This is a genomic window from Nostoc spongiaeforme FACHB-130 (assembly GCF_014698475.1).
Classification (GTDB): domain Bacteria; phylum Cyanobacteriota; class Cyanobacteriia; order Cyanobacteriales; family Nostocaceae; genus Nostoc_B; species Nostoc_B spongiaeforme.
This window is the reverse complement of the sequence record NZ_JACJTB010000015.1, coordinates 95,530-119,723: the sequence shown is the minus strand read 5'-3', so window position 1 is coordinate 119,723 and position 24,194 is coordinate 95,530. Positions and strand designations below refer to the sequence as shown.

General features: G+C 40.7%; 25 protein-coding genes and 1 pseudogene. 16 read left to right on the top strand and 10 right to left on the bottom strand.

Going from position 1 to position 24,194, the window contains the following annotated elements:
• The 10 genes and pseudogenes from H6G74_RS13900 to H6G74_RS13855 form a co-directional block, all read left to right on the top strand.
• Nucleotides 1–67 (top strand): annotated as a pseudogene (locus H6G74_RS13900) (photosystem II protein D1); the annotation flags it as partial.
• A gap of 285 nt (nt 68–352) precedes the next feature.
• Entirely contained in the window at nt 353–739 is a 387-nt protein-coding gene (gene dndE, locus H6G74_RS13895) for a DNA sulfur modification protein DndE (protein ID WP_190968224.1), read from the top strand.
• Nucleotides 740–784: 45 nt separating this feature from the next.
• On the top strand, nt 785–2,245 hold the full coding sequence (locus tag H6G74_RS13890; protein ID WP_190968223.1) for a DNA phosphorothioation-associated putative methyltransferase: 1,461 nt from the start codon (nt 785–787) through the stop codon (nt 2,243–2,245).
• A gap of 24 nt (nt 2,246–2,269) precedes the next feature.
• Nucleotides 2,270–2,503, top strand: coding sequence for a hypothetical protein (locus tag H6G74_RS13885; protein WP_190591290.1), 234 nt, complete (start codon nt 2,270–2,272; stop codon nt 2,501–2,503).
• Nucleotides 2,500–2,907 carry a type II toxin-antitoxin system tRNA(fMet)-specific endonuclease VapC gene (vapC, locus tag H6G74_RS13880; RefSeq protein WP_190968222.1) on the top strand — a complete coding sequence of 136 codons (408 nt, stop codon included), beginning with the start codon at nt 2,500–2,502 and terminating at the stop codon, nt 2,905–2,907. The genes H6G74_RS13885 and vapC overlap by 4 nt, the downstream gene beginning before the upstream one ends.
• Before the next feature lie 81 nt (nt 2,908–2,988).
• Entirely contained in the window at nt 2,989–4,500 is a 1,512-nt protein-coding gene (locus tag H6G74_RS13875) for an AmpG family muropeptide MFS transporter (RefSeq protein WP_190968221.1), read from the top strand.
• Nucleotides 4,485–4,889, top strand: a complete 405-nt coding sequence (locus tag H6G74_RS13870; RefSeq protein WP_190968220.1) for an ABC transporter permease — start codon at nt 4,485–4,487, stop codon at nt 4,887–4,889. Before H6G74_RS13875 ends, H6G74_RS13870 begins: the two co-directional genes overlap by 16 nt.
• A 126-nt stretch (nt 4,890–5,015) precedes the next feature.
• A complete protein-coding gene (locus H6G74_RS13865; protein WP_190968219.1) occupies nt 5,016–5,195 on the top strand; it encodes a hypothetical protein in 180 nt (59 codons plus the stop codon).
• Between the two features lies 1 nt (nt 5,196).
• The gene (locus H6G74_RS13860) at nt 5,197–5,772 is read left to right on the top strand and encodes a GNAT family N-acetyltransferase (RefSeq protein ID WP_190968218.1); all 576 of its coding nucleotides are present in this window, start codon (nt 5,197–5,199) and stop codon (nt 5,770–5,772) included.
• Between the two features lie 408 nt (nt 5,773–6,180).
• Nucleotides 6,181–6,939, top strand: a complete 759-nt coding sequence (locus tag H6G74_RS13855; protein ID WP_190968217.1) for a HEAT repeat domain-containing protein — start codon at nt 6,181–6,183, stop codon at nt 6,937–6,939.
• A 70-nt stretch (nt 6,940–7,009) separates the two neighbouring features.
• Here H6G74_RS13855 and H6G74_RS13850 read toward each other — a convergent pair whose 3' ends face one another.
• Entirely contained in the window at nt 7,010–7,417 is a 408-nt protein-coding gene (locus H6G74_RS13850; RefSeq protein WP_190591296.1) for a phosphomannose isomerase type II C-terminal cupin domain, read from the bottom strand.
• Nucleotides 7,418–7,634: 217 nt separating this feature from the next.
• Here H6G74_RS13850 and H6G74_RS13845 point away from each other — a divergent pair, with 217 nt between their 5' ends.
• A complete protein-coding gene (locus H6G74_RS13845) occupies nt 7,635–8,411 on the top strand; it encodes an HD domain-containing protein (protein WP_190968216.1) in 777 nt (258 codons plus the stop codon).
• Nucleotides 8,412–8,468: 57 nt separating this feature from the next.
• Here the strand turns inward: H6G74_RS13845 and H6G74_RS13840 are convergent, their stop codons facing one another.
• From H6G74_RS13840 to H6G74_RS13835, 3 genes are all read right to left on the bottom strand, one after another.
• Nucleotides 8,469–8,753: a hypothetical protein gene (locus tag H6G74_RS13840; protein ID WP_062295823.1), complete on the bottom strand. Its 285-nt coding sequence runs from the start codon at nt 8,751–8,753 to the stop codon at nt 8,469–8,471.
• A 206-nt stretch (nt 8,754–8,959) separates the two neighbouring features.
• Nucleotides 8,960–9,094, bottom strand: coding sequence for a hypothetical protein (locus H6G74_RS31525; protein WP_277927153.1), 135 nt, complete (start codon nt 9,092–9,094; stop codon nt 8,960–8,962).
• 106 nt (nt 9,095–9,200) lie between these two features.
• Entirely contained in the window at nt 9,201–11,030 is a 1,830-nt protein-coding gene (locus H6G74_RS13835) for a tetratricopeptide repeat protein (protein WP_190968215.1), read from the bottom strand.
• 497 nt (nt 11,031–11,527) lie between these two features.
• Here H6G74_RS13835 and H6G74_RS13830 point away from each other — a divergent pair, with 497 nt between their 5' ends.
• Nucleotides 11,528–11,785: a hypothetical protein gene (locus H6G74_RS13830; protein ID WP_190968214.1), complete on the top strand. Its 258-nt coding sequence runs from the start codon at nt 11,528–11,530 to the stop codon at nt 11,783–11,785.
• A 192-nt stretch (nt 11,786–11,977) separates the two neighbouring features.
• On the opposite strand, the gene H6G74_RS13825 is transcribed toward H6G74_RS13830, so the two are convergent.
• The 4 genes from H6G74_RS13825 to H6G74_RS13810 form a co-directional block, all read right to left on the bottom strand.
• Nucleotides 11,978–12,691, bottom strand: coding sequence for a rubrerythrin family protein (locus tag H6G74_RS13825; RefSeq protein WP_190968213.1), 714 nt, complete (start codon nt 12,689–12,691; stop codon nt 11,978–11,980).
• Nucleotides 12,692–13,098: 407 nt separating this feature from the next.
• Nucleotides 13,099–13,839 (bottom strand): SDR family oxidoreductase, encoded by a 741-nt coding sequence (locus H6G74_RS13820; RefSeq protein ID WP_190968212.1) that lies wholly within the window; start codon nt 13,837–13,839, stop codon nt 13,099–13,101.
• A gap of 102 nt (nt 13,840–13,941) precedes the next feature.
• Entirely contained in the window at nt 13,942–15,258 is a 1,317-nt protein-coding gene (locus H6G74_RS13815; protein WP_190968211.1) for an efflux RND transporter periplasmic adaptor subunit, read from the bottom strand.
• Nucleotides 15,259–15,840: 582 nt separating this feature from the next.
• Nucleotides 15,841–17,658 (bottom strand): ABC transporter ATP-binding protein, encoded by a 1,818-nt coding sequence (locus H6G74_RS13810; RefSeq protein ID WP_190968210.1) that lies wholly within the window; start codon nt 17,656–17,658, stop codon nt 15,841–15,843.
• Between the two features lie 713 nt (nt 17,659–18,371).
• Between H6G74_RS13810 and H6G74_RS13805 the strand changes: the two genes are divergently transcribed.
• The 4 genes from H6G74_RS13805 (at nt 18,372) to H6G74_RS13790 (ending at nt 22,202) form a co-directional block, all read left to right on the top strand.
• On the top strand, nt 18,372–18,740 hold the full coding sequence (locus H6G74_RS13805; RefSeq protein ID WP_190968209.1) for a hypothetical protein: 369 nt from the start codon (nt 18,372–18,374) through the stop codon (nt 18,738–18,740).
• A 193-nt stretch (nt 18,741–18,933) separates the two neighbouring features.
• Entirely contained in the window at nt 18,934–20,064 is a 1,131-nt protein-coding gene (locus H6G74_RS13800) for a TOMM precursor leader peptide-binding protein (RefSeq protein ID WP_190968208.1), read from the top strand.
• Nucleotides 20,057–21,367, top strand: coding sequence for a YcaO-like family protein (locus H6G74_RS13795; RefSeq protein ID WP_190968207.1), 1,311 nt, complete (start codon nt 20,057–20,059; stop codon nt 21,365–21,367). The genes H6G74_RS13800 and H6G74_RS13795 overlap by 8 nt, the downstream gene beginning before the upstream one ends.
• Nucleotides 21,368–21,467: 100 nt before the next feature.
• Complete coding sequence (locus tag H6G74_RS13790) at nt 21,468–22,202, top strand: SagB/ThcOx family dehydrogenase (RefSeq protein WP_190968206.1); 735 nt, start codon at nt 21,468–21,470, stop codon at nt 22,200–22,202.
• Nucleotides 22,203–22,478: 276 nt separating this feature from the next.
• Here H6G74_RS13790 and H6G74_RS13785 read toward each other — a convergent pair whose 3' ends face one another.
• Together H6G74_RS13785 and H6G74_RS13780 are read right to left on the bottom strand one after the other, a co-directional pair.
• Nucleotides 22,479–22,943 carry a tetratricopeptide repeat protein gene (locus H6G74_RS13785; RefSeq protein WP_190968205.1) on the bottom strand — a complete coding sequence of 155 codons (465 nt, stop codon included), beginning with the start codon at nt 22,941–22,943 and terminating at the stop codon, nt 22,479–22,481.
• 4 nt (nt 22,944–22,947) lie between these two features.
• Complete coding sequence (locus tag H6G74_RS13780; protein ID WP_190968204.1) at nt 22,948–23,910, bottom strand: homogentisate phytyltransferase; 963 nt, start codon at nt 23,908–23,910, stop codon at nt 22,948–22,950.
• Between the last annotated feature and the right edge of the window lie 284 nt (nt 23,911–24,194).

The window sequence follows — 24,194 nt, the reverse complement described above, 5'->3', positions numbered from 1 at the left end:
CCCCTTAGACTTGGCTGCTGGTGAAGTTGCTCCTGTTGCTATCTCTGCTCCTGCTATCAATGGTTAATCTTCTGAGATAGAAGTAAGCAATAACTAATTAATCAAAGGCGCTCTCCTAATGGGGGGCGCTTTTGTTTGCGTTGATTGGGTATTGGGGGCGATCGCCCGTGAATATCTCCTCAAATACGACTCATCTACCCGCCAAACCACAGTGATAGAAAATCAATATTTTTGGTAGAACATAGCTTTGAGACAATGGGGTTGAGCAATTTGTATAAGTTTGTCTAGAAATTGCGGCTATTAATGAAGATTTTGTTATTACTGAAGTGTAAAAATCATTATTAACAAAGATATGGAAGCACCAATCGAAAGAATTAAACTTTCCCAAACAGCCAAAGACCAACTACAAAAACTCAAACGCAACACCAAAATTGACCAATGGAATATTCTGTGTCGTTGGGCGTTGTGTCGTTCTCTGGCTGAACCTGCGCTACCATCGCCTGTACCCATTCCTCAAGATAGTAATGTGGAAATGGCTTGGCGGGTTTTTGGTGGGGAAATGTCTGATATTTTTTTACTCGCCCTGAAGCAACGCTGTCATAATGACGGTTTAGGGACTGATAAAGAAACCTTAGCTACCCAATTCCGGTTGCATTTACATCGGGGGATTGGTTATTTAGCTGGCGACCCAAATATCAAGAAAATTGAAGATTTGATTGAACTGGCAATAAAAGATTGAAAGGATATTAGTTAACTGTTAACTGATAACTGTTAACTGAATATTATGCCGGAGAGCTACTTAGAAATTGAGCGTCATCGAGCTGCGATCGCTCGCACAGAAATCTCTCGTCCTGTAAGATTAGCCATAGAATGGTCAATCATCAATCAGGACACCAGTTTTTTTGACTACGGTTGTGGTCATGGTGGCGATGTGCAGCGCGTCGGCAACCTCGGTTATACTAGCGCAGGTTGGGACCCGTACTACTACCCGAATCAGCAAATTACGCCTGCTGATGTGGTTAACTTGGGTTACGTTGTCAACGTCATCGAAGATTTAGCAGAACGCAACCAAAGCCTGATTAAAGCCTGGGAACTCACCCGCAAAGTTTTAATTGTCGCTGCACAAGTCTTAATTAACGCTCCCAGTAAAGCCCAACTCGCTTACAATGACGGCATTGTGACTAGCCGCAACACCTTTCAAAAATATTACGAGCAAGAAGAACTCAAAAAATATATTGATCAAGTCTTAAACGTCGATGCAGTTCCCGTTGCGCTTGGGGTTTACTTTGTCTTCCGTGACGAAGCCGAAAAAGAAAGCTTCAAAGCTATTCGCTTCTTTTCGCGCACTTATACACCGCGAGTCCGCATCCCTAGCAAGCGGTTTGAAGATTATCAGGAAACACTGCAACCACTCATGGAGTTTTTCACCAAACGCGGGAGATTACCTGTCAAGGGTGAATTAGCAAACGAACAAGAACTATTAACAGAATTTGGTAACTTTCGCCGCGCCTTTGGGGTTGTGTTGCAAGCCACCGATGAAGCAGAATGGGATGCGATCGCCTATCGTCGTTCTTTAGATATTCAAGTTTACCTTGCTCTCACACACTTTGATAAACGCCCTAGATTTTCCCAACTAGCGCCAGAAATGCGCCACGACATCAAAGCCTTTTTTGGTAGTTATGAGGAAGCTTGCGAAGTTGCTGACCAAAAATTATTTAGTTTGGGTAGACCAAAAGTAGTCCAAACAGCCTGTGAAAAAAGCAAAATCGGCAAACATACACGCGGCGCACTTTACGTTCATGTTTCCGCCCTCGCCGCCCTCGACCCCTTACTCCGCATTTACGAAGGTTGCGCCAGCCGCACCATTGGGCGTGTTGATGATGCGACGCTGATCAAATATAACCTTGAGCAACCGCAAATATCCTACTTATTTTATCCAGACTTCGACACAGACCCCCATCCAGCCTTAAAAGCCAGCATCACCATTGACTTAAAAACTTTGTACGTTACTCATCGAGATTATGCAAATCGGGCAAATCCACCTGTTCTGCATCGGAAAGAAACCTTTGTTACACCTAATTATCCCCAATACGAAGAATTTGCTAAACTCACCCAACAAGAACAAGAATTAGGTTTACTCAAGCAAAAAAGCGATATTGGTACCCGTGAAGGTTGGTTAAAATGTCTGGCTGATCATGGAGTCGAAATTAGAGGACATCAAATTTATCCGATCAAAGAAAGTTAGACAAAATTTAGAGGACAAATAGTTATGCAAAGTATTAATATCCGTTCTCGTGTAGGCGCAGATGGTATTTTACATCTTGATATTCCCGTAGAAATGACAAATGCAGAAATTGAAGTAACAGTAACAATTCAAGAAATTACACCACAAAAACGCGGCTGGATGCCGGGATTTTTTGAAGAAGTAATTGGTGGTTGGGTGGGAGAAGCCCTAGAAAGACCAGAACAGGGAGAATATGAAACGAGGGAGCAGATATTTTGACTTATTTACTTGATACAAATGTCTGTATTCGCCTAATCAATAATAGTCATCCTGGTGTCGTGAATCGTCTGGCAAGTCAGCAACCAGAGGATATATTTATTTCTGCTATCACTCAATTGGAACTTTATTATGGAGCTTATCGTAGCTCACAAACTGAGAAAAATTTAGAAATATTACAAAGATTTCATAGCCAATTTAATATTATTGAATTGGACTCACAAACAGCAAAAATAGCAGGTAAAATCCGCGCTGATTTAGCAGTTATAGGTACACCAATCGGCCCTTATGATTTACAAATTGCGGCTGGCGCAATAGCAAAGAATCTAATATTAGTCACGCACAACACGCGAGAATTTAGTCGAATCAGTGGATTAAAGCTTGAAGATTGGGAAGAACCAAGTTAATTTTTGTCAAGTTATGAAACTATGCAGTAACTATGGCAAGATAACTGCAATTCGCTCCTGTGAGTAAGGAATATCGAAACGATGAAAGAAATCCAAGCACTACGCCAAGCCGTCCAAAGTCGCAAAATGGGGGCTTTGTTGTTGCTGGGTTTTGCATCGGGATTGCCTTTGTTCTTAACTAGTAGAACATTGCAATTGTGGATGCAAGATGCCAAGGTTGATATCGGCAAAATTACTTTATTTGGTTTGTTGGCGTTGCCTTATTCTCTCAAATTTTTGTGGTCGCCGTTGTTAGATAGGTTTGTACCGCCATTTTTAGGAGCGAGACGGGGTTGGTTGATTGTGACTCAAGTTGGTTTAGCAATTGCGATCGCCACTCTCGCCTTACAACAACCTTCCCAAAGTGACCAAGTATTGCAAATTTTGGCAATCAACTGTTTAATTATCACCTTTTTAAGTGCCACCCAAGACATTGCCGGCGATGCTTATCGTACCGATATCTTAAACCCCCTGGAAGCAGAAGCGGGTGCATCGGTGTGGGTACTCGGCTATCGTGTGGCTTTGTTTGTCACTAGTTCCTTAGCTTTAGTTTTAGCCGATCGTTTACCTTGGAACAGTGTTTACTTACTGATGGCTGCTTTAATGGCTGGGAGTATCTTTGTCAGCTTATCAGCCCCCAGAGAACCACAGGTAAGTAATCAGCGAGAAAACGCGCCTGTATCTGTCAAGGATGTGATATTTGTCCTATTGATCACAGTCTTGGTAGCTGGCTTACTGGGAGGCGTTTTTATTGGCTATATTGCTTTGCCTGTATTTTATTGGCTATTAGCAGGTTTGATTGTCGCTTGGATAGTTTCATCTTTATTATTGCCTGATGAGTTACTGGGCGAAGCTCAAGAAAATCAAGCCCCCCAAAACTTACAACAAGCAATTTTTCTGCCTTTTAAAGAATTTTTTCATCGCTTTGGCTTAACTCAAGCGGGTGTAATTCTGATATTTATCATCCTTTATAAACTGGGCGATTCTTTAGTCGGTATCACAGCTAATTTATTTTTGCGAGAAATCAACTTTACTAAAACTGAAATTGGCGCAATTCAAGCCGGAATTGGCTTTCTCGCCACAACTGTCGGCGTATTAGCTGGTGGGGTAATCTTAAGCAAAATTCATATTAATCGCGGTTTATGGATATTTGGCATACTGCAATTATTGAGTAACTTGGGTTATTATGCTTTAGCTGTTGCCGGCAAAAATTACTCGTTATTAATCTTGGCAGTAAATATCGAAAATTTTAGTGCTGGATTAGTAACAGTTGCTACAGTGGCATTTTTAATGAACCTCTGCAATCACCGTTTTACAACCACTCAATTTGCATTATTTTCTAGCTTAATGGCGATTAGTAGAGATGTTCTTTCAGCACCGGCAGGCGATTGGGCAAAAGCCACAGGCTGGCCTGTGTTTTTCTTGTTAACCCTAGTAGCAGCCTTGCCAGGATTGTTACTTTTACCGTTTGTTGCTCCCTGGAATCAAAAGCCAGTGGTAATATCTAGACCAGGACTAGAGGAAGAAGATGAGGATGTATGGGAAGCCAAGTAATTGTTGTTATTGGTACATTTATTCTTTTACTTACAGGCTTGTTACTTGGCTATGTCCTGTCACAGCTAGTACTGGGATTCTTGACTTTTAATCTCTTTACTTTTTTTGGTACACTCAGCCTAATTTTAATTTTCGGTACACTGTATTACGTTTTATTTTGGCAGTTACGCCGAGAGCAATCCAGCATTGTGCCGGAAAATATGTCCGCAACAGAGATTAACGATCGCATCACCGACAACCAACTCAAAAACAGGCTGATTGCCAAGTTAGACGGTGATACCGCCACAGCCGAACGCTTAATCGAGCAAGCCAAGCAAAATTATCCCGGTATGCCAGAAAGTTGGTATTGCGAGCGAGTTATGGATGATTTAGAACGCGATCGGCGTTAAGGTTAAAGAAGAGAGGCAGGGGGCAGGAGGCAGGGGAAAATGCTTCAACTCAGCACTCAGCACTCAGCACTCAGCACTCAGTTTCTTTCTTTTGACTTTTAACTTTTAACTTTTGACTTACTAAATATGGCTATAATTCGTCAATACATCGCCCCACTACTGGTACTTTTAGTATTTATCGTTGCCCTAGTAGCAGTCAGCGCCCGGATATTTTTGCCGGCTGATATGGCAGCACCCGCACCTATTGAAGAAACTGGGGTAATTTTGCCAGCTACGGCTGTGGATTTATTCACCTTTAGCAAATAAAGTGTCTGAGCAATTACTACCAGGGTATTTAATTCGTCGCGGTTCAACATTAGAGCGATCGCTCCTCGTCAAGTTCATGCAACGCACTTACCAGGAGCGATTTCCCCAGCAATATTTTTCCCACCTCGCCCGCACAGTGGAGCAGTATTTGTCTAAAGATACGCCCTTATGGTGGGTTGATACCGAAGAGGCAGGGGAGATAAGGAGCAGGGAGCAGAGGAGAGAAACATACAAGACTTCTGCCCCCTCGTCTCCCTCATCCCCCTTGCCCCCTGCCCCCTGCCCCGTTGCTTGTGTTTGGGTGGGAAATGCCATAGATCAAGTCAGTGGCGATCGCCATGCTCATATTTTTTTGCTTTACGTCGTCCCAGAACATCGGCGCAGAGGTATTGGTAAAGCTTTAATGCAGTATGTCGAAAACTGGGCAATTCAACGAGGCGATAAACAAATCGGTTTACAAGTCTTTGAATCTAATCAACCTGCTTTAAACCTCTACCATCAACTGGGTTATCAAACTCAATCTTTGTGGATGCTGAAAGAACTGTCAGGTTATTTCGTTGGTGACAGCCATGAGTAGCAGTTTTGCGATCGCAGTAAGCTAATCAGCATTTAAGCTGCACTATTGAAATTGTACATAAATGACTTAAACTCTCTCCTCTGCCCCTCTGCCCCTCTGCTCCCCTGCGGTCTAAACTGCAAACTAAGTGCTTAATAGCTTACCGCAACAATTTATTTACCGTCCTAAAAATTCTGAAACACTTGGGACAGTTAGCTTATGATACGAGCTTTTTGACTTTTAACTTTTGACTTTTGACTTCCGCGTAGCGGTACTAGTCCCTAACCTCTAGACTCTAGTCTCTTTTTTCCAAACAAATCTAAATCATGCCGAACATAAAGTGTACAATAATCTAGCAAATACCTATCAGGCGCTGAATTATTGGCACGGGGGGTTATCTGTAAATCCCACTCGGCACTTAAATGACGTATGTATGACGACGATGACCTAAGCCTACTCGATCCCGACGTAGAGCTAGAAAGCCCTCTCGATAAAATGGAGCCACTCACTGCCGAGTCAGAAGTGGCAAAGCCCGATCCAGAAGTGATGTTAGCACTTTTGGAAAATTCTCAACCCCAGCAGAGAATGTTGGCGGCGCGTGCTTTTTGTGATATTGAAGATGAAAGGGCTACCCCTCTACTCATTGCCCTGTTAAAAGATTCCTGTCCCTTGGTGCGAGTGAGTGCCGCCTATGGTATTGGTCGCAATCCCAGTAAAGAAGCAGTAGAACCATTAATTGCCCAACTCAACCAAGATTGGAACGGTTATGTACGTAAAGGTGTAGTTTGGGCGTTGGGTAATTGCCGCGATCGCCGTTGTCTCGCACCCCTCGCTGATGCTTTAAGAACAGATATTTCCGCAATGCGTTTGTGGTCAGCGAGTGCTTTAGCCCAAATGGCAGGAGTGGGTTACGAAGCCGTCATAGGGGCAATTCCCGCCTTGATTGAAGCCTTAGTCCAAGATCCAATTTCCGCAGTTCGCAGTAATAGCGCCTGGGCAATTGGACAGTTATGCAAAGAACTACCCTCTAATATTGTTTACGCCACAGCCATTGATGCCTTAATTCAAGCCTTTGCCGAAGATAAAGATTTAGGTGTGCGAGAAGATGCTAAAGCCTCACTACTCGGCGTAGGTGACCCCCGTGGCTTACAGCTAATCGAAACTTTAGAACAAGAAGGATGGTTTTGATCAAGTCAAAGGTCAAAAGTCAAAAGTAATTTTTGACCATTAACTCTTGACAATTGACCATTGATAAACTTCACTTATTTTCTGATGTTGGCTTAATTAAGTTGAGGTCATAAGGACGTTCGATATCATCCTCGCCTAAATACTCACCGTTTTGAATTTCCAAAATTACCAAGGGAATTAAACCGGGATTTTCTACTTTGTGTAAGGTTGCGGCTGGAACATAAGTTGATTCATTGCGGTTCAGCAACGTTTCCGTATCGCCACAAGTTACCTTAGCTACCCCAGAAACTACCACCCAATGTTCATTACGATGGTAATGGATTTGTGGTTTAATACCATGCCTGGGTTTAATCTCAACGCGACTAATTCTATAATTATCCCCTTCTTCGATTACCTCCACGTTACCCCAGTATCTCGCACCAGAATGTGAGGACAATTCATGGCTACTAGATTGCTCGTTGTTTTCATTTTGACTCATAACCAAACTGCTCAACCAAACGACTACCAATATTGTGAAGTAATTTAGCGTATATTAGTTGACAATTTGCCATAATTGCTACTGCTATAGCAGTCCTATGTGAGATGTGAATAAAAGAGATAAGGTAGACAAGGGAGACAAGGTAGAGAGATGTTTATCAATCATTTAGGATTGCTATAGGTAGGAAACATATCAAGCCCAGCCTTGTAAATTTTAGATGGAAACAAAAGCTGCTTTACCAATTACGTTGTTAGCAGGCAAAAATACTTTGCCAATTATCCAAGCTTATTTTGAATTTAATCATCTCAAGCAATTATATCGTCAAGGTTGGTTACAACAAGGCATTGACCCTCAGCGTTGTGAAAGCGTTGCTGAACACTCTTTTGCTGTTGCTTTATTAGCATTATTGATAGTCGATTTTTATTCTCTGAAGGTGGATAAAACTAAAATTATGCAGATGGCTTTAATCCACGACTTAGGAGAAGTTTATGCTGGTGATTTGACTCCCAGGGATGGAGTTGATCAACAAGCAAAATATCAAATAGAGAGAAATGCGCTGTCCCAAATACTGGATAAACTTCCTAATTGTTCAGACTGGATTGATGTATGGGAAGAATATGAGCGAGGTAATACACCTGAGTCTCAATTTGTGCGACAGATTGATCAATTAGAAATGGTTTTACAAGCTAGTGTATATGAACACCAAGAATTAGCCAACCTCTCAGAATTTTTTACTTCTACTCATCAAGCATTTTCAACACCACAAATTCAATCGATATTTCAAGCTATAGAAAATTTAAGAAATAATAGCAATTCTATCTCTTGTCAAACTATCTGTAATGACTGTGCTTTTCATGTCAAAAATGAGTCAGGAATAGAGTGTATTCACCCCGATGAATTGGCAGTTAATTGTGCTATTGTGACTTTTTGCAGTTCTTTTCAACCTGCGGAAGAAATTGATAGCCCATGTGTGACTTTTGGTCAGGAAGAATAAGTAATTAACTGTGGCAGTTATTTTTCCCCATTGATTGCATTCTGACTCCTGAATTCTTTAATCTTGTTGCTGATTATCATTTTGTCTATTAGTTTCTAACAGACGAGACATAAACACATCTGGTTTTCTACTCATAACAGAGATAACTTTATCAATAGCTACTACTTCACTGGTTTTGACAACCATTTCCCACAAAGTATCTTCTTCTGTATCTTTGTTATGCGTTCTGTGTTTAAAGCATAACAAATCATCACAAACATTGATAATTGTTGCGAAATACCACTTATCTCGTATTAATAGCCAAATTTCTTGTTCCAAGTAACTTTGTAGAATTGATTTCACAATAATTTAGATGATGAAAAACAATGTGGTAAATACTATTTGGGGATAACAACTTGGTGCAACAGGGAAAATACTTAATCGTGATTACAGGAAATAATACAAGGTAATCTGCGTCCAAAGCCGGCGATAAAATTAGACTGCAATTCCCAATCCGTCTTGAAAAGTTTGCTCAAGTCGGGGAACCCGCCCACGCAACGCCAGTTGCTTCAAGCCGGGAAACCCGTCCAACGCACTGGCTCAACTTTTCGCAAAATCCAAGATTGGATGAGTATTTCTACTTCAAACTGCACAAAAAATAAATGGCGGATGCTTGATTGATATTTGCTATCCGCCTTTCCCAAAACAACAAAACTATATGTTAATTAATCATGACAGCTAAGAAATTCATGTCAAGCTATTATGCTAAAACACCATAGTTTTTATGTAAAAACTACCTGAATGGAGCTTTCAGACTTGAGACTGGAGTTGAGCGATCGCACTCAGCATTTGTTGATAATATTCAATTTTGCCTTCTTGATAATAGATGTTGGCAGATTGTTGAAAATCAGCGATCGCACCGGGAAAATCTTCGAGTTGGCGGTAGACATCGGCGCGTAACATATAAGCAGAAGCCCAATGGGGTTGACGTTGCAAGGCTTGGTTTAAGTCTGCTAATGCTCCTTGCAAGTCTCCCAACAGCAAACGGCTACGCCCGCGATGATACCAGTCTTCAGCAAAACTAGGGTCAAGGGCAATGGCTTGATTATAATCAGCGATCGCACTGTGATAATTTTGCAGGGCATAGTAAACACTGGCGCGATCGCTGTAAAATGCTGCGGTGTTGGGGTTGATTTGCAAAGCTGTGGTGTAATCAGCAATTGCACCGTGATAGTCTTGCAAGGCATAGCGCAAAGAACCCCGATTGTAATAAGCTTCTACTAAACTGGGGTTAATTTTGATGGCTTGATTGTAATCGGCTAACGCTCTTTGTTCAGCTTCTAAAAACCGCAAAGCATTACCGCGATTGCAATAAGCTGGAGCAAAATCAGGCTCAATTCTAATTGCTTGGGTGTATTCTTCCACCGCAGCTAAATAATCTTGTAGTGCTTCACGGGCTAAACCACGGCCATAGTATGCTGTGGCTAAGTTGGGATTGAGTTGTAAGGCGCGGTTGTAATCTAAAATTGCCCCTTGGTAATCACCCAAACAACGACGAGCCGTAGCGCGATCGCAGTATCCTTGTGCATATTCTGGGTGAATTTGCAAGACACGATTGCTATCGGCGATCGCACCTTGGTAGTCACCCAACTGACAACGCGCATGAGCCAGAAAACCATAGACTAAAGCCAAAGTCGGGTTTCTATCTAAAGCTTGTTCATAATCAGCGATCGCACCTGGAAAATCGCCCAAAGTTGCTTTGACTAATCCCCGCTCGTAGTATGCTTGCACATCTTCAGGATTTAATTGCAGAGCTTGGTTAAAGTCAGAAATTGCAGATGGATAATCTTTTAGGTAAGAACGGACAACTCCGCGATTGTAGTAGGCTGGGGCAAAATTGGGGTTAATTTGTAAGGCGCGATTATAATCAGCAATTGCGGCTGCATAATCTCCTAACACATAACAGGTATTACCCCGGTAATGATAAGCTTCCACCAAATGCGGATCTAACTGTAAAGCCCGTTCATGATCGGCAAGGGCTTGCTCATATTCTTCTAAAATATGGAAAATATTGCCGCGACTGCTGTAAACGGCAGCATACTGGGGATACCACTGTAAGGCTTGCTGAAAATCTGCTAATGCGCCTTGGTAATCACCATTTTCACTGCGAGCGATACCCCGATAATGAAAAGCTCGCGCTATATCAAAATCTATATATGTTGCTAATGCTGGGTTAATTTCAATCGCTTGGTGATAATCTGCGATCGCATGATCATAATCACCCAACGCACAATAAACATTACCCCGACCGTGATGGGATTCTGCTAAGTTGGGATTGATCGCTAATGCCCACTCGTAATCAGCGATCGCTCCTTCATAATCTGCTAGAGAATAACGAGTGTTGCCGCGATTATGATAGGCTTCAGCAAAATGAGGATTTATTTGAATTGCCTTGTTAAAATCTGCCAGTGCTGCATCATAATCTCGGAGTGAGGTATACAAAATATTCCCGCGATTATAGTAAGCCTCTGCAAAGTCAGGTTTTAACTGAATCGCTTCTGTATAATCTGCGATCGCACCTTGAAAGTTTCCTTGCAAATTTTTGTTAAAACCTTGGTTAAAAAAATCGTCAGCATTCATCTATGTTCAATGGGCTGTAAAACTCCCTCCTCCTAATTTTAAGATGGGTGATGCTTTGTAACAATTGACTTCAGCGGATTTTCACAATTTTCTCTGTAAATATAAGTAAGCAACAGCTCTTATACAGCAGAAAGATGTGTAACACTCTACTTATAGTGAATCAATCAGAACTTACGCACAAAAATTGTTTGTGAGCATAAGTGTAATGGATCTATACATTTGTAATTATTCTAACTTTTGTATACTTAAAGAGTTATTACCTGATCGCCTGTTTCAACCTGAGTTTTTCATTTTCTTACATAAGTCATTTGTATTTTTATCTTGTTGTAAGATGGAAGACCCATTTGATTGATTAACTGACTCGTCAAGAGATAGAAACCAGACAGGTAATAAATAGATTTGTAAACAACTTACTGATGTTTTTTATAATTACTCAAAAAGTTATTTATAGCAAAACACAGTAAAATTTGATAACAGATAACAGAGGTACTTCACCAATGAATATTTTGGTAACACCTGAAGATGAGCAACTAGATAAATTGCGTCTCGAATTAGCAAAATTTACCAATACCCAGGAAGTAATTAACACCAACTTGAAACTAGTAGAAGAAAACTCGCATCGTCCCGCAGACATAAATCCAAAAATAACGATAGAAGATGATAATACTTGTTGCCAAACATTTAGGGATCGCTCAATGGTTGAAGGGTGTGATCATCAAAAATATGACAATTATTTTGATTTGATTGAAAAATAGCGTTAATGAGTATTCTTACTGTAATTCTGGATTAAGCACCGCAGACAAAAGGTTTTGTGGGGAAGGGTATAAAGGTTTAGGGATAAGCTGTTAAAGATTTAAGAAAGCACGTTGAGGCCGCAGGGGTCAGGGTGCAAGGGAGAGAATCAATCTTTCCCCTCCGCTCCCTGCTCCCTGCCCCGAAGCCTGCCATTAAGCCGCAACTTTTTCTTCTAGAGGTTTAAAAGTCTTTTTGGTAGCACCACAAATGGGACATTTCCAATCATCAGGAATATCTTCAAAAGGTGTACCGGGAGCAATACCTGAATCGGGGTCGCCAGCTACGGGGTCATAAATCATACTGCATTGACGACAAATCCATTTGCGAGTTTGGGGGTCATCGCCAGCGACTCTGGTCACGGCTTGTCCACCATTGAGGACTTCTAATGCTTCAGTGTAGCGATCGGCGTGGTAATTTTCGATAAACTTGAGCAGTCCAAAACGGTGTGCAGCTTCTCGAAATGTATTAGCATGTTCGCCAGATTCTTGTGCTTGTTTGAGAAATTCTGCGGCGGCTGGGTTGTCGCGATCGCTTTTTGCAGCTTCAGCAAATTCGGGATACATTGTAGTGTATTCGTAAGTCTCGCCTTCAATCGCTAAAGACAAGCAACGCGAAACAATTTGTTTTTTTTGTTCATCAGTTAAAGCGGCTGGGTCTTTCACCACCAATTCTGGATGCAGTAACTCAAAATGAGCAAAAGCATGTTCGGTTTCTTGTTCTGCGGTTTCACGAAACAGTTTTGCTAAATCCGAAAATCCTAATTTACTAGCAACTTTCGCAAAAAATAAATATTTGCGGTTAGCCATCGACTCACCACCGAAGGCTGCTTCTAAGTTATGCAGAGTATTAATGTTGGATAAATCCATAGTTTGAGAATACCTGTCAGAAAATAGGTTTTTGAGTTTGGGTTTTCCCCAAAGCAAAATGCTTGATAATTGCCAATTTCCCATTAATTCCACAAATGAAACTAGATGATTTCACTATTCAGGAATTATTGGTTAACTGAGAATTACTAGCAAAAAAACAAGCTATAAATCAGTTTGAGGAGCTAATTTTGTATAATAGAAAACGTTTTATACAATTTTTTTTCGCCCATTTTTCTTTACTTGTTTTGTCTGCCGTTCCAGGAAGATTATATAAGACGAACGTTTGATTTCTAAAAAACAGTAGACTTAAAAAGTAATTTTTTCGACTCCCTACCCGCACAGATAATTTCAAGCCTGAAACTGAATAACTATAAAACTAAGAAGCAGATATTTGACAAATAAAAACCTCAAACAACCCCACCATTAACGCGAATGTTCTGCCCAGTTATCCAACGTGCTTCTTCACTGGCTAAAAAAGCTACCACGTCGGCAATTTCTTGGACATCACCCAGTTTGTTAAAAGCCGACATTTGAGCTAAACGATTAATTTGTTCTGGGGTTTTACCGTCGCGGAATAGTTCTGTATCTGTCGGGCCAGGAGAAACAACATTCACCGTAATTTCCTTAGCACCTAACTCTTTAGCTAATACCCGCGTTATTTGTTCCACTGCGCCTTTTGTTGCCGCATAAGCACTGTAAGTTGGCAACATCATAGCTGTGGTAGAGGAAGAAAAGTTAATAATTCTACCGCCTATGGCTATATGCTTTGCAGCTTGTTGACAGGCGAAAAAAGTTCCTTTGACATTGACAGCAAAAAGTTTATCAAACTCTGCTTCTGTAATTTCTGTAGCTGGTTTGTAAATAATTGTGCCAGCATTATTCACTAAAATATCGATTTTGCCAAAATGGGCGATGGTTTTTTGAAATAGCTGTTCAATATCAGCCACATTACCTACATCAGCTTGGATAGCAATTGCTGACACTCCTAGTTTTTCGATTTCTGCCACAACTTCTTGGGCTTTAGCTGCATTCCCCGCATAATTAACTACGATAGATGCACCCTTTTGCGATAATGTTAAAGCGATCGCTCGACCAATTCCCCGCGATGCACCAGTGACAATTGCAACTTTCCCGGTTAAAGCTGCCATAAATAAATCCTGCTTGACTAGTGATGAGTTGCTCTTAACCTAACGCACTCAGGTTAAATTTACCTATTGAGTATATTTGTTTTTTTCACTCAGCACTCAGCACTAAGACTCAGGCACGATAGACACACCATCCCGAATGTTTAGCAGTCCAGAGATAATAATTTTATCTTCTGGCTGTAACCCGGCTAAAACTTGGTAATAGTTATTTTTGATATTGCCTAACTTAACTCGCTTTTGTTGCGCCACTAACTGAGAAACGCCCTGGGGAGTTGTTTGCTGTTGAGCGACATAAACAAAAGTTTCACCCGCCACGCGAGTTACTGCTGTAGTTGGAATTAAAACTCCAGAACGCTGACTCCAAATTAATCTTGTGCGGACTAATTGACCTGCCCTTAATTGCCCTTGGGTATTGTTGAACAATGCTTTAATTAATATCGATGGTTGTTCAGTGTTAACGTTGGGAACAATTAAAAACACTCGACTTGTACCCAAAACTTGCCCTTGGGTACTGAGAATTTCCACAGGCATTCCCTTACGTAATTTAGGGCCGCGCTCTAGTGGTAAAGTTAAGGCAACTTCTAAAGGTCGAGTTTCGGCCACAGTCATCAGCCGTGAAGAAGTTGTGACAAAATCACCAACTTTTACCGAGATATCGCCCACCGTGCCAGCGAAGGGAGCCGTAATTTTGTCATATTGAAGTTGGGCTGGTGGTTGTCTGTTATTGGTATTGGCTTGCTGGAGGGCAGTTTCAGCTTGCAGGATACTAGTTTTTTGGGCTTGAATGCGAGAATTGACGGCATCTAGATTAGCTTTTGCTGTTGCCAACCGATTAGCAGCTAAATCCTTGGCTTGGCGTGATATTGCACCTTGGTCTGCTAAGTTGGCAGATTTTGCGTAATCTAATTGATTTGACTGGACTTCACCTAACTTTGATATGCGTTCTACTTCCAAAGCGCGGAGTGTGGCGCGGGCGCTTTCTAGTAGGGCGGCGGTTGCTTGAGTTGCACCATTATTGCCCAGGTTGCTTGGTTGTTGGGCTTTATAATCTATCTGAATAATAGGTGTACCTATGGCAACTGTGTCTCCTGGCTTGACAAATATCTGGGTAACTTGGCCAGGAATTCTCGGTAGGAGGTTGATAGAACGTCGGGACTCTAAAGTGGCAATATAGTCTGCACTTTCTTCAATTGTACCTAATTGTACAGGTGCTATTTTGGCTCTTACCCCTGGTGTTTGAGCATGAATGGGTTTTGTTGGCTGTACAGGAGTAAGTAAACGCCAAGCGATCGCAACTCCACCCCCTACTATTAGTATTAAAGCTAACAATAATCGCCACCATCGCCAGTTTTTTTGAGGTGCTGGAGATGATGATTCTGTAAGTTCTTTGTCAAAATCAATTTGAGGCTCAGGGGATGTCATGAATTATCAGGTTACTAAAAATAAAGTAATTGAAGAATTCAGAAGCCAGAAGTCAGTAGTCAGAATGTAATCAGTATGAGAAGAATACTCGCTACTGATTTAAGACCAGCAAATTAGAAATTTGATGGGTATCTTATACCCGTTTCTTCATCGCCAGTCGCACTCAGGTAAATTCTGAATTCTGGCTACTGACTCCTGCATTCTGTTTGATAATTTTCGGTCTTTTTAGATGCAATTTACTGATACAGCATGAAGAGCAATAATAAATTCTATGTTAGCTCTGTCTTAATATATAGCTTTTCTAGAGCAGCCCTAATCTATCAAAAGGTTAATGATAAAAATTTAGATTGTGATAAGTTTTTTAACTGTCTTGTTAGTTATTGTGTAAAGTCCTGGAAGCCTGCTAATATATTTTATTTATCTTTGGTTAGCAGTAAGAAATGGTATTTTTTGTGTATGTTTTTTTGCAGAAATTCTACTTGGTAGATAATGTTACAAAATTTCTGAATTAGCGTCAATTTGATGAATGCTTTTTGACCTCATACCCTGATTCTGACTCCTAAATTCTGACTTCTGAATTCTTCAATCAGAAATACCATAATGTTGTGCCTGCATATTCCACAAAGTTGTATATTCACCACCAAGCTGTAAAAGTTCTTGATGAGTTCCATCTTCAATTAAATGACCAGCTTTCATGACTAAAATTCGGTCAGCCATCCGTACTGAAGCCAGTCTGTGAGTAATTAAAATTGTTGTTTTACCCTCGGCTAATTCAATAAAGCGCCGGTAGAGGTCATATTCACTACGGGGGTCAAGTGCAGCCGTTGGTTCATCTAATAGTAATATCTGTGCTTCTCGGCGTACAAAAGCACGCGCTAAAGCTAACTTTTGCCACTGGCCACCAGAAAGTTCTGTACCACCAAATTGTTTACCTAATGGTGTATCTTCTCTTGTAGGAAAATGATCAACAAGTGTGGTAATATCAGCTTTTTCGATTGCATACCTGAGAATATCTGGACTTTCTAAAGCCGCTAAATTCCCTAACGCGATATTTTCTCCCAGCGTCAGGGCGTAATGACCAAAGTCTTGAAAAACACCAGCAATTTGCTGTCGCCACTGTTGTAAATTTAAATTTCTCAGGTCTATACCATCCACTAAAATATAACCTTGTGTTGGGTCATACAGCCTAGTTAAAAGTTTCACTAAAGTCGTTTTACCTGCGCCATTTTCGCCGACTATGGCAACAGTTTGTCCAGGATAAATAGTAAAAGAAATATTTTGTAGAGCTAATCGATTATCTGGGTAGTAAAAGTCAACTTTCTCAAAAGTAATACCAGAACGAATGGGAAGTGGTACTTTTTCTCCAGGAATACTGATTTGCATTGGGAGGGGACTGTCGAGAAAATTGAAAAACTGCTGCATATAAAGAATATTTTCAAATAGCTCTACCCAATTAGCGACAAATCTTTCGAGATTATTTTGAAAGTAAGTTAATGATTGCACAAATAAAAGTACGCTACCGGGACTGAATTTACCACGAAAGGCTTGCTGTACCACCCAATAAAAAGCAAAACCATTACCTAGAGTACTCAGAATAGCTAAAGTTGATGACCAAAATGCTTGTTTACCACGCAGATGACGCATGGTTTGATGTAAAGATTGAAACGCTTGTAAGTAACGCTCGATAAAAAATGAACTTAGTTGAAACAACCTGATTTCTTTTGCGTAGCTATCAGTGAGCATGAGTGAAGTGTAATATTCCATCCGCCGCGCTTGCGGACTATTTTCAAATAAAGTCAGCCAAATTGCTTTGCCATATTGAGAAGAAACGACAATTTGGGGTACAGTGGCGATCGCAATTACTAATGGTATCCAAAAAGCCAAGGGAACTAGCAACCCAACTATTACTATCAAAGTCACAAAAGAGCGACTTAACTCCACTAAATTCTCTAGTAAACCTAACGGTTTATAACCGACTTGTTGTTGCAATAGTTGTAGTTCATCATAAAATAAAGAATCTTCAAAACGGCTCAAATCTGCAAAATTATCTGCTTTACGCATTAATAATAAGCTGATATGCGCTGTTAATTTATCATTAAGATTTCCTTGAAGTGCCAATATCCAAGGATAAAGCATTGTTTCTAATAGCAAAGCTCCCACCCATCCTAATACCAAAGGTATCAGAACTGCATACCCTAATTCTCTACCAGATGTTAAGGCTAGTGCTACAGTATCTATTACTAACTTAGTAATCCAAACACTAATAGCTGGCAGAACACCTTGTAATAAAGTCACAGCACTTAAGAAAATCATTTCTCTTGGTGCTGCTTGCCATAACAAAGGTAGAGAACGAAATAAAGCTTTAGCGTAGTCTGCAAACCAAACTCTGAAATCGCTCATCAATTAAACCTAATTATTGATATTTTAAGGCAGGAGGCAGGAGGTAAAAGTTTGATTATTTGTGGTATTCAAGCTTTCAAAATGCCCTAACTTATTTGACTACCACTATATATACAAACTCATCTAAATAAGTAAATCGAGGAGAAAAAACTATATTACAAAAATTTAACTAAACTAAAAAGCTCCTGCCTCCGGCCTTTTAACTCCTGCTTTTTTCTACTCAATGTCGGCAGTTATATTAGATGCTATTTCAACTCAAAACCATCTTACTTAAGATAGAAAAATCTAAACACCACGAGTCAAAAGTATACTACTCCAGCAAGAATAAAAAAATCTAGAAAAAGATAATGTTAGAGAAGTTAGATGATCAAGACAGGACAAACTGTCGCTAACAATCACAAAAGATTTATCAAAGACAAGGTTTTCGGGAAGATTAATCCTTTATGGAAATTCCCATCACTGATGACAAAGTGATTTGGCCTGTTGTGGATTAGTGGAAATCTGAATGTTTTTGTTTAACTATGTCTTTATCGTCCCATATAGTTAAGCATCAACTACTGTCTGATTATCGGCTCATCCTTCACATTTGCTTATTCCTATATCTCTAATTTTATCAAACTTGTTGATGGATAAACATCAGCAAATTTTTTCGGCGACTTGAATGCAGATTTGCTAACAGGCTCATGAATTGAAGTTACAAGGAGTAATTGACAATGCTTGCAGAAAAAACACTGACCCAACAAACAATAGATATGCGTTTGGAAGATAAAGCTGATAAATTAGAACAACTTTTGTTGTCTGATGAGGAAATAGCAGCTTTAGAAAAATTAGCAATGCCAGGAATGTTAGACTCTGAAACTCAACAAAGATGGTTTGCTAATTGCGGTGGATGTGGTGGATGTGGTGGCTGTCGTGGCTGTTTAGGATGTGTTGGATGTGGTGGCTGCGGATGTCGTGGCTGCGGATGTCGTGGCTGCGGATGTCGTGGCTGTGGATGTCGTGGCTGTGGATGTAGAGTTAGTGAAGCTGGCTCAATTTCATGTGTTCCAGACGACATAGATGAGCTTGGATTTGGATACTAAATTATTTGGAGATATATAGATTTTACATACTCGACTTTTTTCAGAAGTCGGGTATCTAAAATCAGATTATGTGAAAACAAATAATTTTTACCAATCAAATAGGATTGCTACAACAGCAAAAAAATTACCTGAGAAATACTAACAAACAGTTTTGAGATTATTTTTGAGAGCTTGAAATAATCAAATAAAGCCTATGCAATTAAATGATAATCAACGTCTGCGTTTATTAGAACATATTGTTGTCCATGTGATGCCATCAGGTTGTAGTGGTGAAGAAACAATGATTTTTCATACAACACGGCGCACACTAACCGTAAAGGGTCAAGCACTGCGTGATATGGAAAGTATAGTATTACCTTTACTAGATGGCTCTCGAACAATCGGAGAAATTCGGCTAGAAATTGGAGAGAAATTAACAGATGCTTCAATCAATCAATGTTTACAGTTTTTGATGGAAAATCGTTTAGTTGAAGAATTATTAGAAGATACTGCTGATTTAAATATCCGGGCTGATTTATTGCCTCAAATTAGTCTTTATCATGAGTTGGGATTTCAGCAAAAAGATGCCCAAAAACAGTTAGCAAAAGCGCGAATTGCTGTTTTTGGACTTGGTGGTTCAGGGATGATAGCGGCACTCAACTTGGCTAGTGCGGGGATTGGTTTTTTGAGATTATGTGATGATGTCTGCACACGGACATCTGATGTGATGATGATGTCAGACTCAGTATTTAATCAAATTGGTGCTTTGCGGGGTGTGGAAACTGCAAGACAAATTGCCGCGATCGCAGAAATCACCGAAACTGAAATTGTGACCGATAATTTCACAGACGATGGCACTGTTAATGCTTTGCTGGAAGATGTAGACTTGGTGATTGTCGCCACCGATGCAGTCTCTGTCAATCTTGCTTATCGTTTGAACAGATTATGCTGGCAGATGCAACGCCCATTATTACCAGGCGGCGCGGCTGGTGTGGAAGGCACTTTTGGGCCGTTAGTCTATGCTGCGGATGGCCCTTGTTATCTTTGCTATCGGATGCGGTCGATAGCTTGCGCCAAACTACCAGAGGCGGAATTAGCCATTGAGCAATTTCTTGACCGAGAACGGCGTTCTCAACCAAGGTTGCAAGAAACTTTACCCATCGCCCAGATGTTAGTGGGAAGTTACCTAGCTTTGGATACCATTAAAATGTTTCTCGGTTTACCCATCGCTACAGATGGCAAATTAGTACATATAGACTTATTGGGGACAAAACTCACTCACAATGTTGTGCTGAAAAAACCTGGTTGCCCCCATTGTTCACAACAGGAGAGAATCAGTGAATAGTGCGATCGCTAGTCCACGTTGGCGTGATTTAGTTAGTCCCCATACAGGTATTATCCGCGCCATCGATAGATTTACCAAGCCTTATACAGAGTTTGATTTTCCTGTTCTCTGGCAAGCCGAATTAGCTAATTTTCAGTTGCGTAAACAGCCAGATGATTTACGCTACGGTGTCGGCAGAGGAATGACAGATGAACAAGCAATTTTTGGGGCAGTTGGAGAAGCTGTAGAGAGATATTGTGGCAGTATTGTTAATTATCGCCAACTCATAATTAGTAGCTACGCAGATTTAACTTATCCCGCCGTCCCGCCACCAAGTTTTTTCTCATTTTCTGACACCCAGTACTCTGACGCAAATTTTCCTTTTCCTACTTTTGATGAAAAAACGCAGACTTCGTGGATAACTGCCATATCTCTCACCAGTAACCAACCGATGTTAGTCCCAGCATTCATGGTTTATTTTGACTGGGATAGCTATCAACCAGGAGATTACATTTTACCTGTGACTTCCAATGGTTTGGCTAGTGGCCCAAATCTTGAGTTTGCGGCTTACAGTGGCTTGTGTGAATTGATTGAGCGTGATGCTTTCATTATTAATTGGTTAAACCGCTTACCTGCGCCCAGGATTTATTTTGCCCATCGTCCCGGAATTGAAACAGAAATTTTACGTCACTACGCCAGATTTGGAATTGAGTTAGTTACCTTTTATTTGACCACTGATATTAACATCCCAGTGGTAATAGCTATGTTAATTGACCGTTCCGGCAGAACTCCGGCTGTCGCCACTGGTTTAGGATGTCATCTGGATGGTTCAACGGCGCTGCGTAAGGCAATTTTTGAAGTTTGCCAAGCCCGTTTCGGTGACATAGAACGCAAAGCTAACGGTGCTGGTTCTCATCTCCATCAATATCAAGATGTACAACAATTAGATGATCACAGCGCCTTTTTTTACACAACCACTCGCCTAGGTGAGTTGGAATTTTTATTTGAGCATGATAGTTACATAGCCGTTGAAGATTTACCAACTTATACATCTACCACAGAGGCAGAAAAATTGCGGACTGTGATTACAAGATTGCATTCTGTGGGTGCTGAACCTTATTTAGTTGATATTACAACTCCTGATGTGGCACCGCTTGGTTTTCGAGTCGTGCGGACTTTGGCAAGTGAATTAGTCCCGATATATTTTGGTTATGGGTTAGAACCATTGGGAAATCGGCGGTTATTTGAAGTGCCACAAAGGTTAGGTTATGGTGGGCGACGCAGCGAGGCTGATTTAAATCCTTGTCCCCATCCTATGGCTTAAATAGGTCGGGGGCAGGGAGCAGGGAGCAGGGGGAAAAAGAGTTTGAGAGAGTTCTTGCGTCAATCCTAGTAAATATTCATTACTCATCTTTTAAATCACTATGTATACAGTCAACGAGCCACTGGAATTAGCTCTTCTCTATCATTTGAACTCCCCAGTACCGAAAAGTTATGTCAAGCGCGTTCCCGCTACGGAAATGCGGTATATGCCGGAGGCTCCTTTTTTGGAACTGCCCAAAGCACCACATGACAACTCTTTAAGCCAGCTTTTAGAGAGGCGGTCTTCTGTGCGATCGTTTGCTAATACAACTATGCCATTGATTAAATTAGCTCAATTGCTGGATGCGGGATGTGGGTTAAATGGGTTGCGTCACACAGAGGGTTACATCTATGAAGCGCGAAACTCACCATCGGCGGGAGGGCTTTATCCGTTGGAAGTTTTTGTCTCAACGCAAGGGGTGGAAAATTTAGCTGATGGACTCTATCACTATGAACCGCGTGGTCATGGCTTACATCCGGTGAATAATGCAGTACCTAATGATTTTGTGGAACCTTTTCTGCACCAAGATTACATTGTGAATGCAAATGCTTTGGTGATATTCACGTCTATTTTTATGCGATCGCTCTGCAAATATGGTGCGCGGGGCTACCGTTTTGCACTTTTAGAAGCTGGTCATCAAGCAGAAAATATTTGTCTGATGGCTGTGCAATTGGGTCTGGGTAGTCTTTGCGTCGGTGGTTTCCATGACCTCAGCCTCAATAAGATGTTGGGTATTGATGGCAAACGTCATGCGGCGCTTTACTGTGTTGCTGTCGGTACTGGTGTCGTAATTTGATATCGTTTGGATAAAATTAACCGCCGATGGACGCAGATGGAATTTCAGTTATTGCACAAATTTAGCTGTGCTGATACCATTTCACGAAAAAAATGATACAAATTCATGGTTTTTTTATTCTTTCCCCTTGCCCCCTGCTCCCTGCCCTCTGCGGTCTATTTGTATCAAACTTAAAGTGAAACAGTATGAGTTTCTGGTAGTTTCAGAAACTCTTCTAAGGTCAATGTTTTCTTTGGTGTTTGTACCATAGAGACTCAATTTAAAATTTAATCAATTTCAAGTTGATTTGGCGTTGATTTTTGCCAATAACTGAGCAACTTTCTGGGCTTTTTCGGGTTGACGTTTTTTAAATAAATCTTGTGCTGTTTGCAGATTAGTTTTAGCTGCTTCTGGTTGATTTTGCTGCATTAACACATTGGCTAGACGCAAATAAGCTTCAGGGTTTTTGGGACTGCGACGAATGACTTCTTGGAATAATTCTGTGGCTTCGGCAATTCTATCTTGCTGATATACAACATCTCCTAAAAATAGACGCACTACATCATTAGTAGAGTTGATAGCAATCACTTTGCGAAACTCTGCTTCTGCGCCTGCATAGTCTTCTTGCTGATAAAAATTGATGCCTTTTTGAAAATAGTTGGAGGTGATTAAGGTTTTCCCAGCAAAATAAATCAGTAGGAAAACACTAGCAATCACTACTAAGATGGCAAGAATATCAATTACTGGAGTGGTTTCTAGCATTGTGTTAAGCCAACAAACAAGAGATGGGGAATATTAAATATTCTAGGAAGAAGAGTTTCCAAATGAATTGATAGAATCGGGCGATCGCTCGTTTATCTTGTAAGTCTACCGTTAAACTGCGAAACCACATCCCACACAGCAATAATAAATGGGTAATCACCAAAAAGGCTGAGTTTACTGCCTCTAGCCGCAATACACCTGCCAACATCATACCCAAGTAGCAGAGAGTGAGTACCCAAAGTGCCAAGTTAAATACAGATTGTGTGCCGAGTTGAATTGTAAAAGTAGAGATATTGTACAAGCGATCGCCTTCGATATCAGGGATGTCTTTAAAAATGGCGATCGCAAAGGTAAACACCAAGATAAATATCGTCAGTACCCACACGGCTGGCGGAATTAATTCTTTGCTTTGCAGTACCCAATTAAAATGCAAAAATAAACCCAAATTCACAATTGTTCCCCGTACCGAAAAAATGCACAATGCTGCCCAAAATGGAAACTGTTTCAAGCGAATTGGTGGTAAAGAATAAGCTGTACCAATTGCCAAGCTTAACGCTACCATCCCAAACAAAAAGGGGCCATTTAACCAGGCAATTACTAAAGCTAAAATCCCCGTAGTTATGACTATAAATTGTCCTATAAGTCGAGAAAATTCCCCAGATGCTAGTGGTAAATGCGGCTTATTAATTTTATCTATCTCTACATCTTCTAGCTGATTTAAGCCGACAATGTAAACATTGCCACACAAGCAAGCTATCCATGCACCTAAAACTGGCAAAAGAGAATTGGAAATTGGCAATAGGAAGTCAATTCGATGATTAATGGCAATGGCAATTACATATAAACCCAAAACACTCAGACTGGTGCCGATAATTGTGTGTGGACGAGAAAATTTCCACAAGGCATATAACCAATTAAATGGCTGCGGTTTGCTTGTTAAAAGGCTGTTTTGAGAACTCTGGCGCATGAGTAACTGAGATTAAGTATTCTGGCTTATTGTTAATCATTGTCACAGAATTAGCTGATTAACAACAGTCCTAGGTGGAATACAGTTGCTTTGATGGACATATTGAGGGATGATAAATTTCGGACTCAGCTAAAACACATCTCATATTACATAACCACCTGTAAAGTCCATCCATAGTCATTGGTCATTGCGTACCAGCTGATTAAAAGTCATCACAGCAATTTTCTAATTCAAGATGAATCTGAGTATTATTGCTGTCGTCAATTGTAATTAAACGCAGTATG

Excerpts from the sequence above, each read along its gene's own strand:
- H6G74_RS13850 (WP_190591296.1), bottom strand. The coding sequence starts at position 7,417 with ATGAGTCAAAATGAAAACAACGAGCAATCTAGTAGCCATGAATTGTCC.
- H6G74_RS13800 (WP_190968208.1), top strand. The coding sequence starts at position 18,934 with ATGCAATTAAATGATAATCAACGTCTGCGTTTATTAGAACATATTGTT.
- H6G74_RS13855 (WP_190968217.1), top strand. The coding sequence starts at position 6,181 with ATGTATGACGACGATGACCTAAGCCTACTCGATCCCGACGTAGAGCTA.
- H6G74_RS13785 (WP_190968205.1), bottom strand. The coding sequence starts at position 22,943 with ATGCTAGAAACCACTCCAGTAATTGATATTCTTGCCATCTTAGTAGTG.
- H6G74_RS13890 (WP_190968223.1), top strand. The coding sequence starts at position 785 with ATGCCGGAGAGCTACTTAGAAATTGAGCGTCATCGAGCTGCGATCGCT.
- H6G74_RS13835 (WP_190968215.1), bottom strand. The coding sequence starts at position 11,030 with ATGAATGCTGACGATTTTTTTAACCAAGGTTTTAACAAAAATTTGCAA.
- H6G74_RS13815 (WP_190968211.1), bottom strand. The coding sequence starts at position 15,258 with ATGACATCCCCTGAGCCTCAAATTGATTTTGACAAAGAACTTACAGAA.
- H6G74_RS13780 (WP_190968204.1), bottom strand. The coding sequence starts at position 23,910 with ATGCGCCAGAGTTCTCAAAACAGCCTTTTAACAAGCAAACCGCAGCCA.
- H6G74_RS13875 (WP_190968221.1), top strand. The coding sequence starts at position 2,989 with ATGAAAGAAATCCAAGCACTACGCCAAGCCGTCCAAAGTCGCAAAATG.
- dndE (WP_190968224.1), top strand. The coding sequence starts at position 353 with ATGGAAGCACCAATCGAAAGAATTAAACTTTCCCAAACAGCCAAAGAC.
- H6G74_RS13830 (WP_190968214.1), top strand. The coding sequence starts at position 11,528 with ATGAATATTTTGGTAACACCTGAAGATGAGCAACTAGATAAATTGCGT.
- H6G74_RS13870 (WP_190968220.1), top strand. The coding sequence starts at position 4,485 with ATGGGAAGCCAAGTAATTGTTGTTATTGGTACATTTATTCTTTTACTT.
- H6G74_RS13865 (WP_190968219.1), top strand. The coding sequence starts at position 5,016 with ATGGCTATAATTCGTCAATACATCGCCCCACTACTGGTACTTTTAGTA.
- H6G74_RS13825 (WP_190968213.1), bottom strand. The coding sequence starts at position 12,691 with ATGGATTTATCCAACATTAATACTCTGCATAACTTAGAAGCAGCCTTC.
- H6G74_RS13805 (WP_190968209.1), top strand. The coding sequence starts at position 18,372 with ATGCTTGCAGAAAAAACACTGACCCAACAAACAATAGATATGCGTTTG.
- H6G74_RS13845 (WP_190968216.1), top strand. The coding sequence starts at position 7,635 with ATGGAAACAAAAGCTGCTTTACCAATTACGTTGTTAGCAGGCAAAAAT.
- H6G74_RS13885 (WP_190591290.1), top strand. The coding sequence starts at position 2,270 with ATGCAAAGTATTAATATCCGTTCTCGTGTAGGCGCAGATGGTATTTTA.
- H6G74_RS13810 (WP_190968210.1), bottom strand. The coding sequence starts at position 17,658 with ATGAGCGATTTCAGAGTTTGGTTTGCAGACTACGCTAAAGCTTTATTT.
- H6G74_RS13820 (WP_190968212.1), bottom strand. The coding sequence starts at position 13,839 with ATGGCAGCTTTAACCGGGAAAGTTGCAATTGTCACTGGTGCATCGCGG.
- H6G74_RS13790 (WP_190968206.1), top strand. The coding sequence starts at position 21,468 with ATGTATACAGTCAACGAGCCACTGGAATTAGCTCTTCTCTATCATTTG.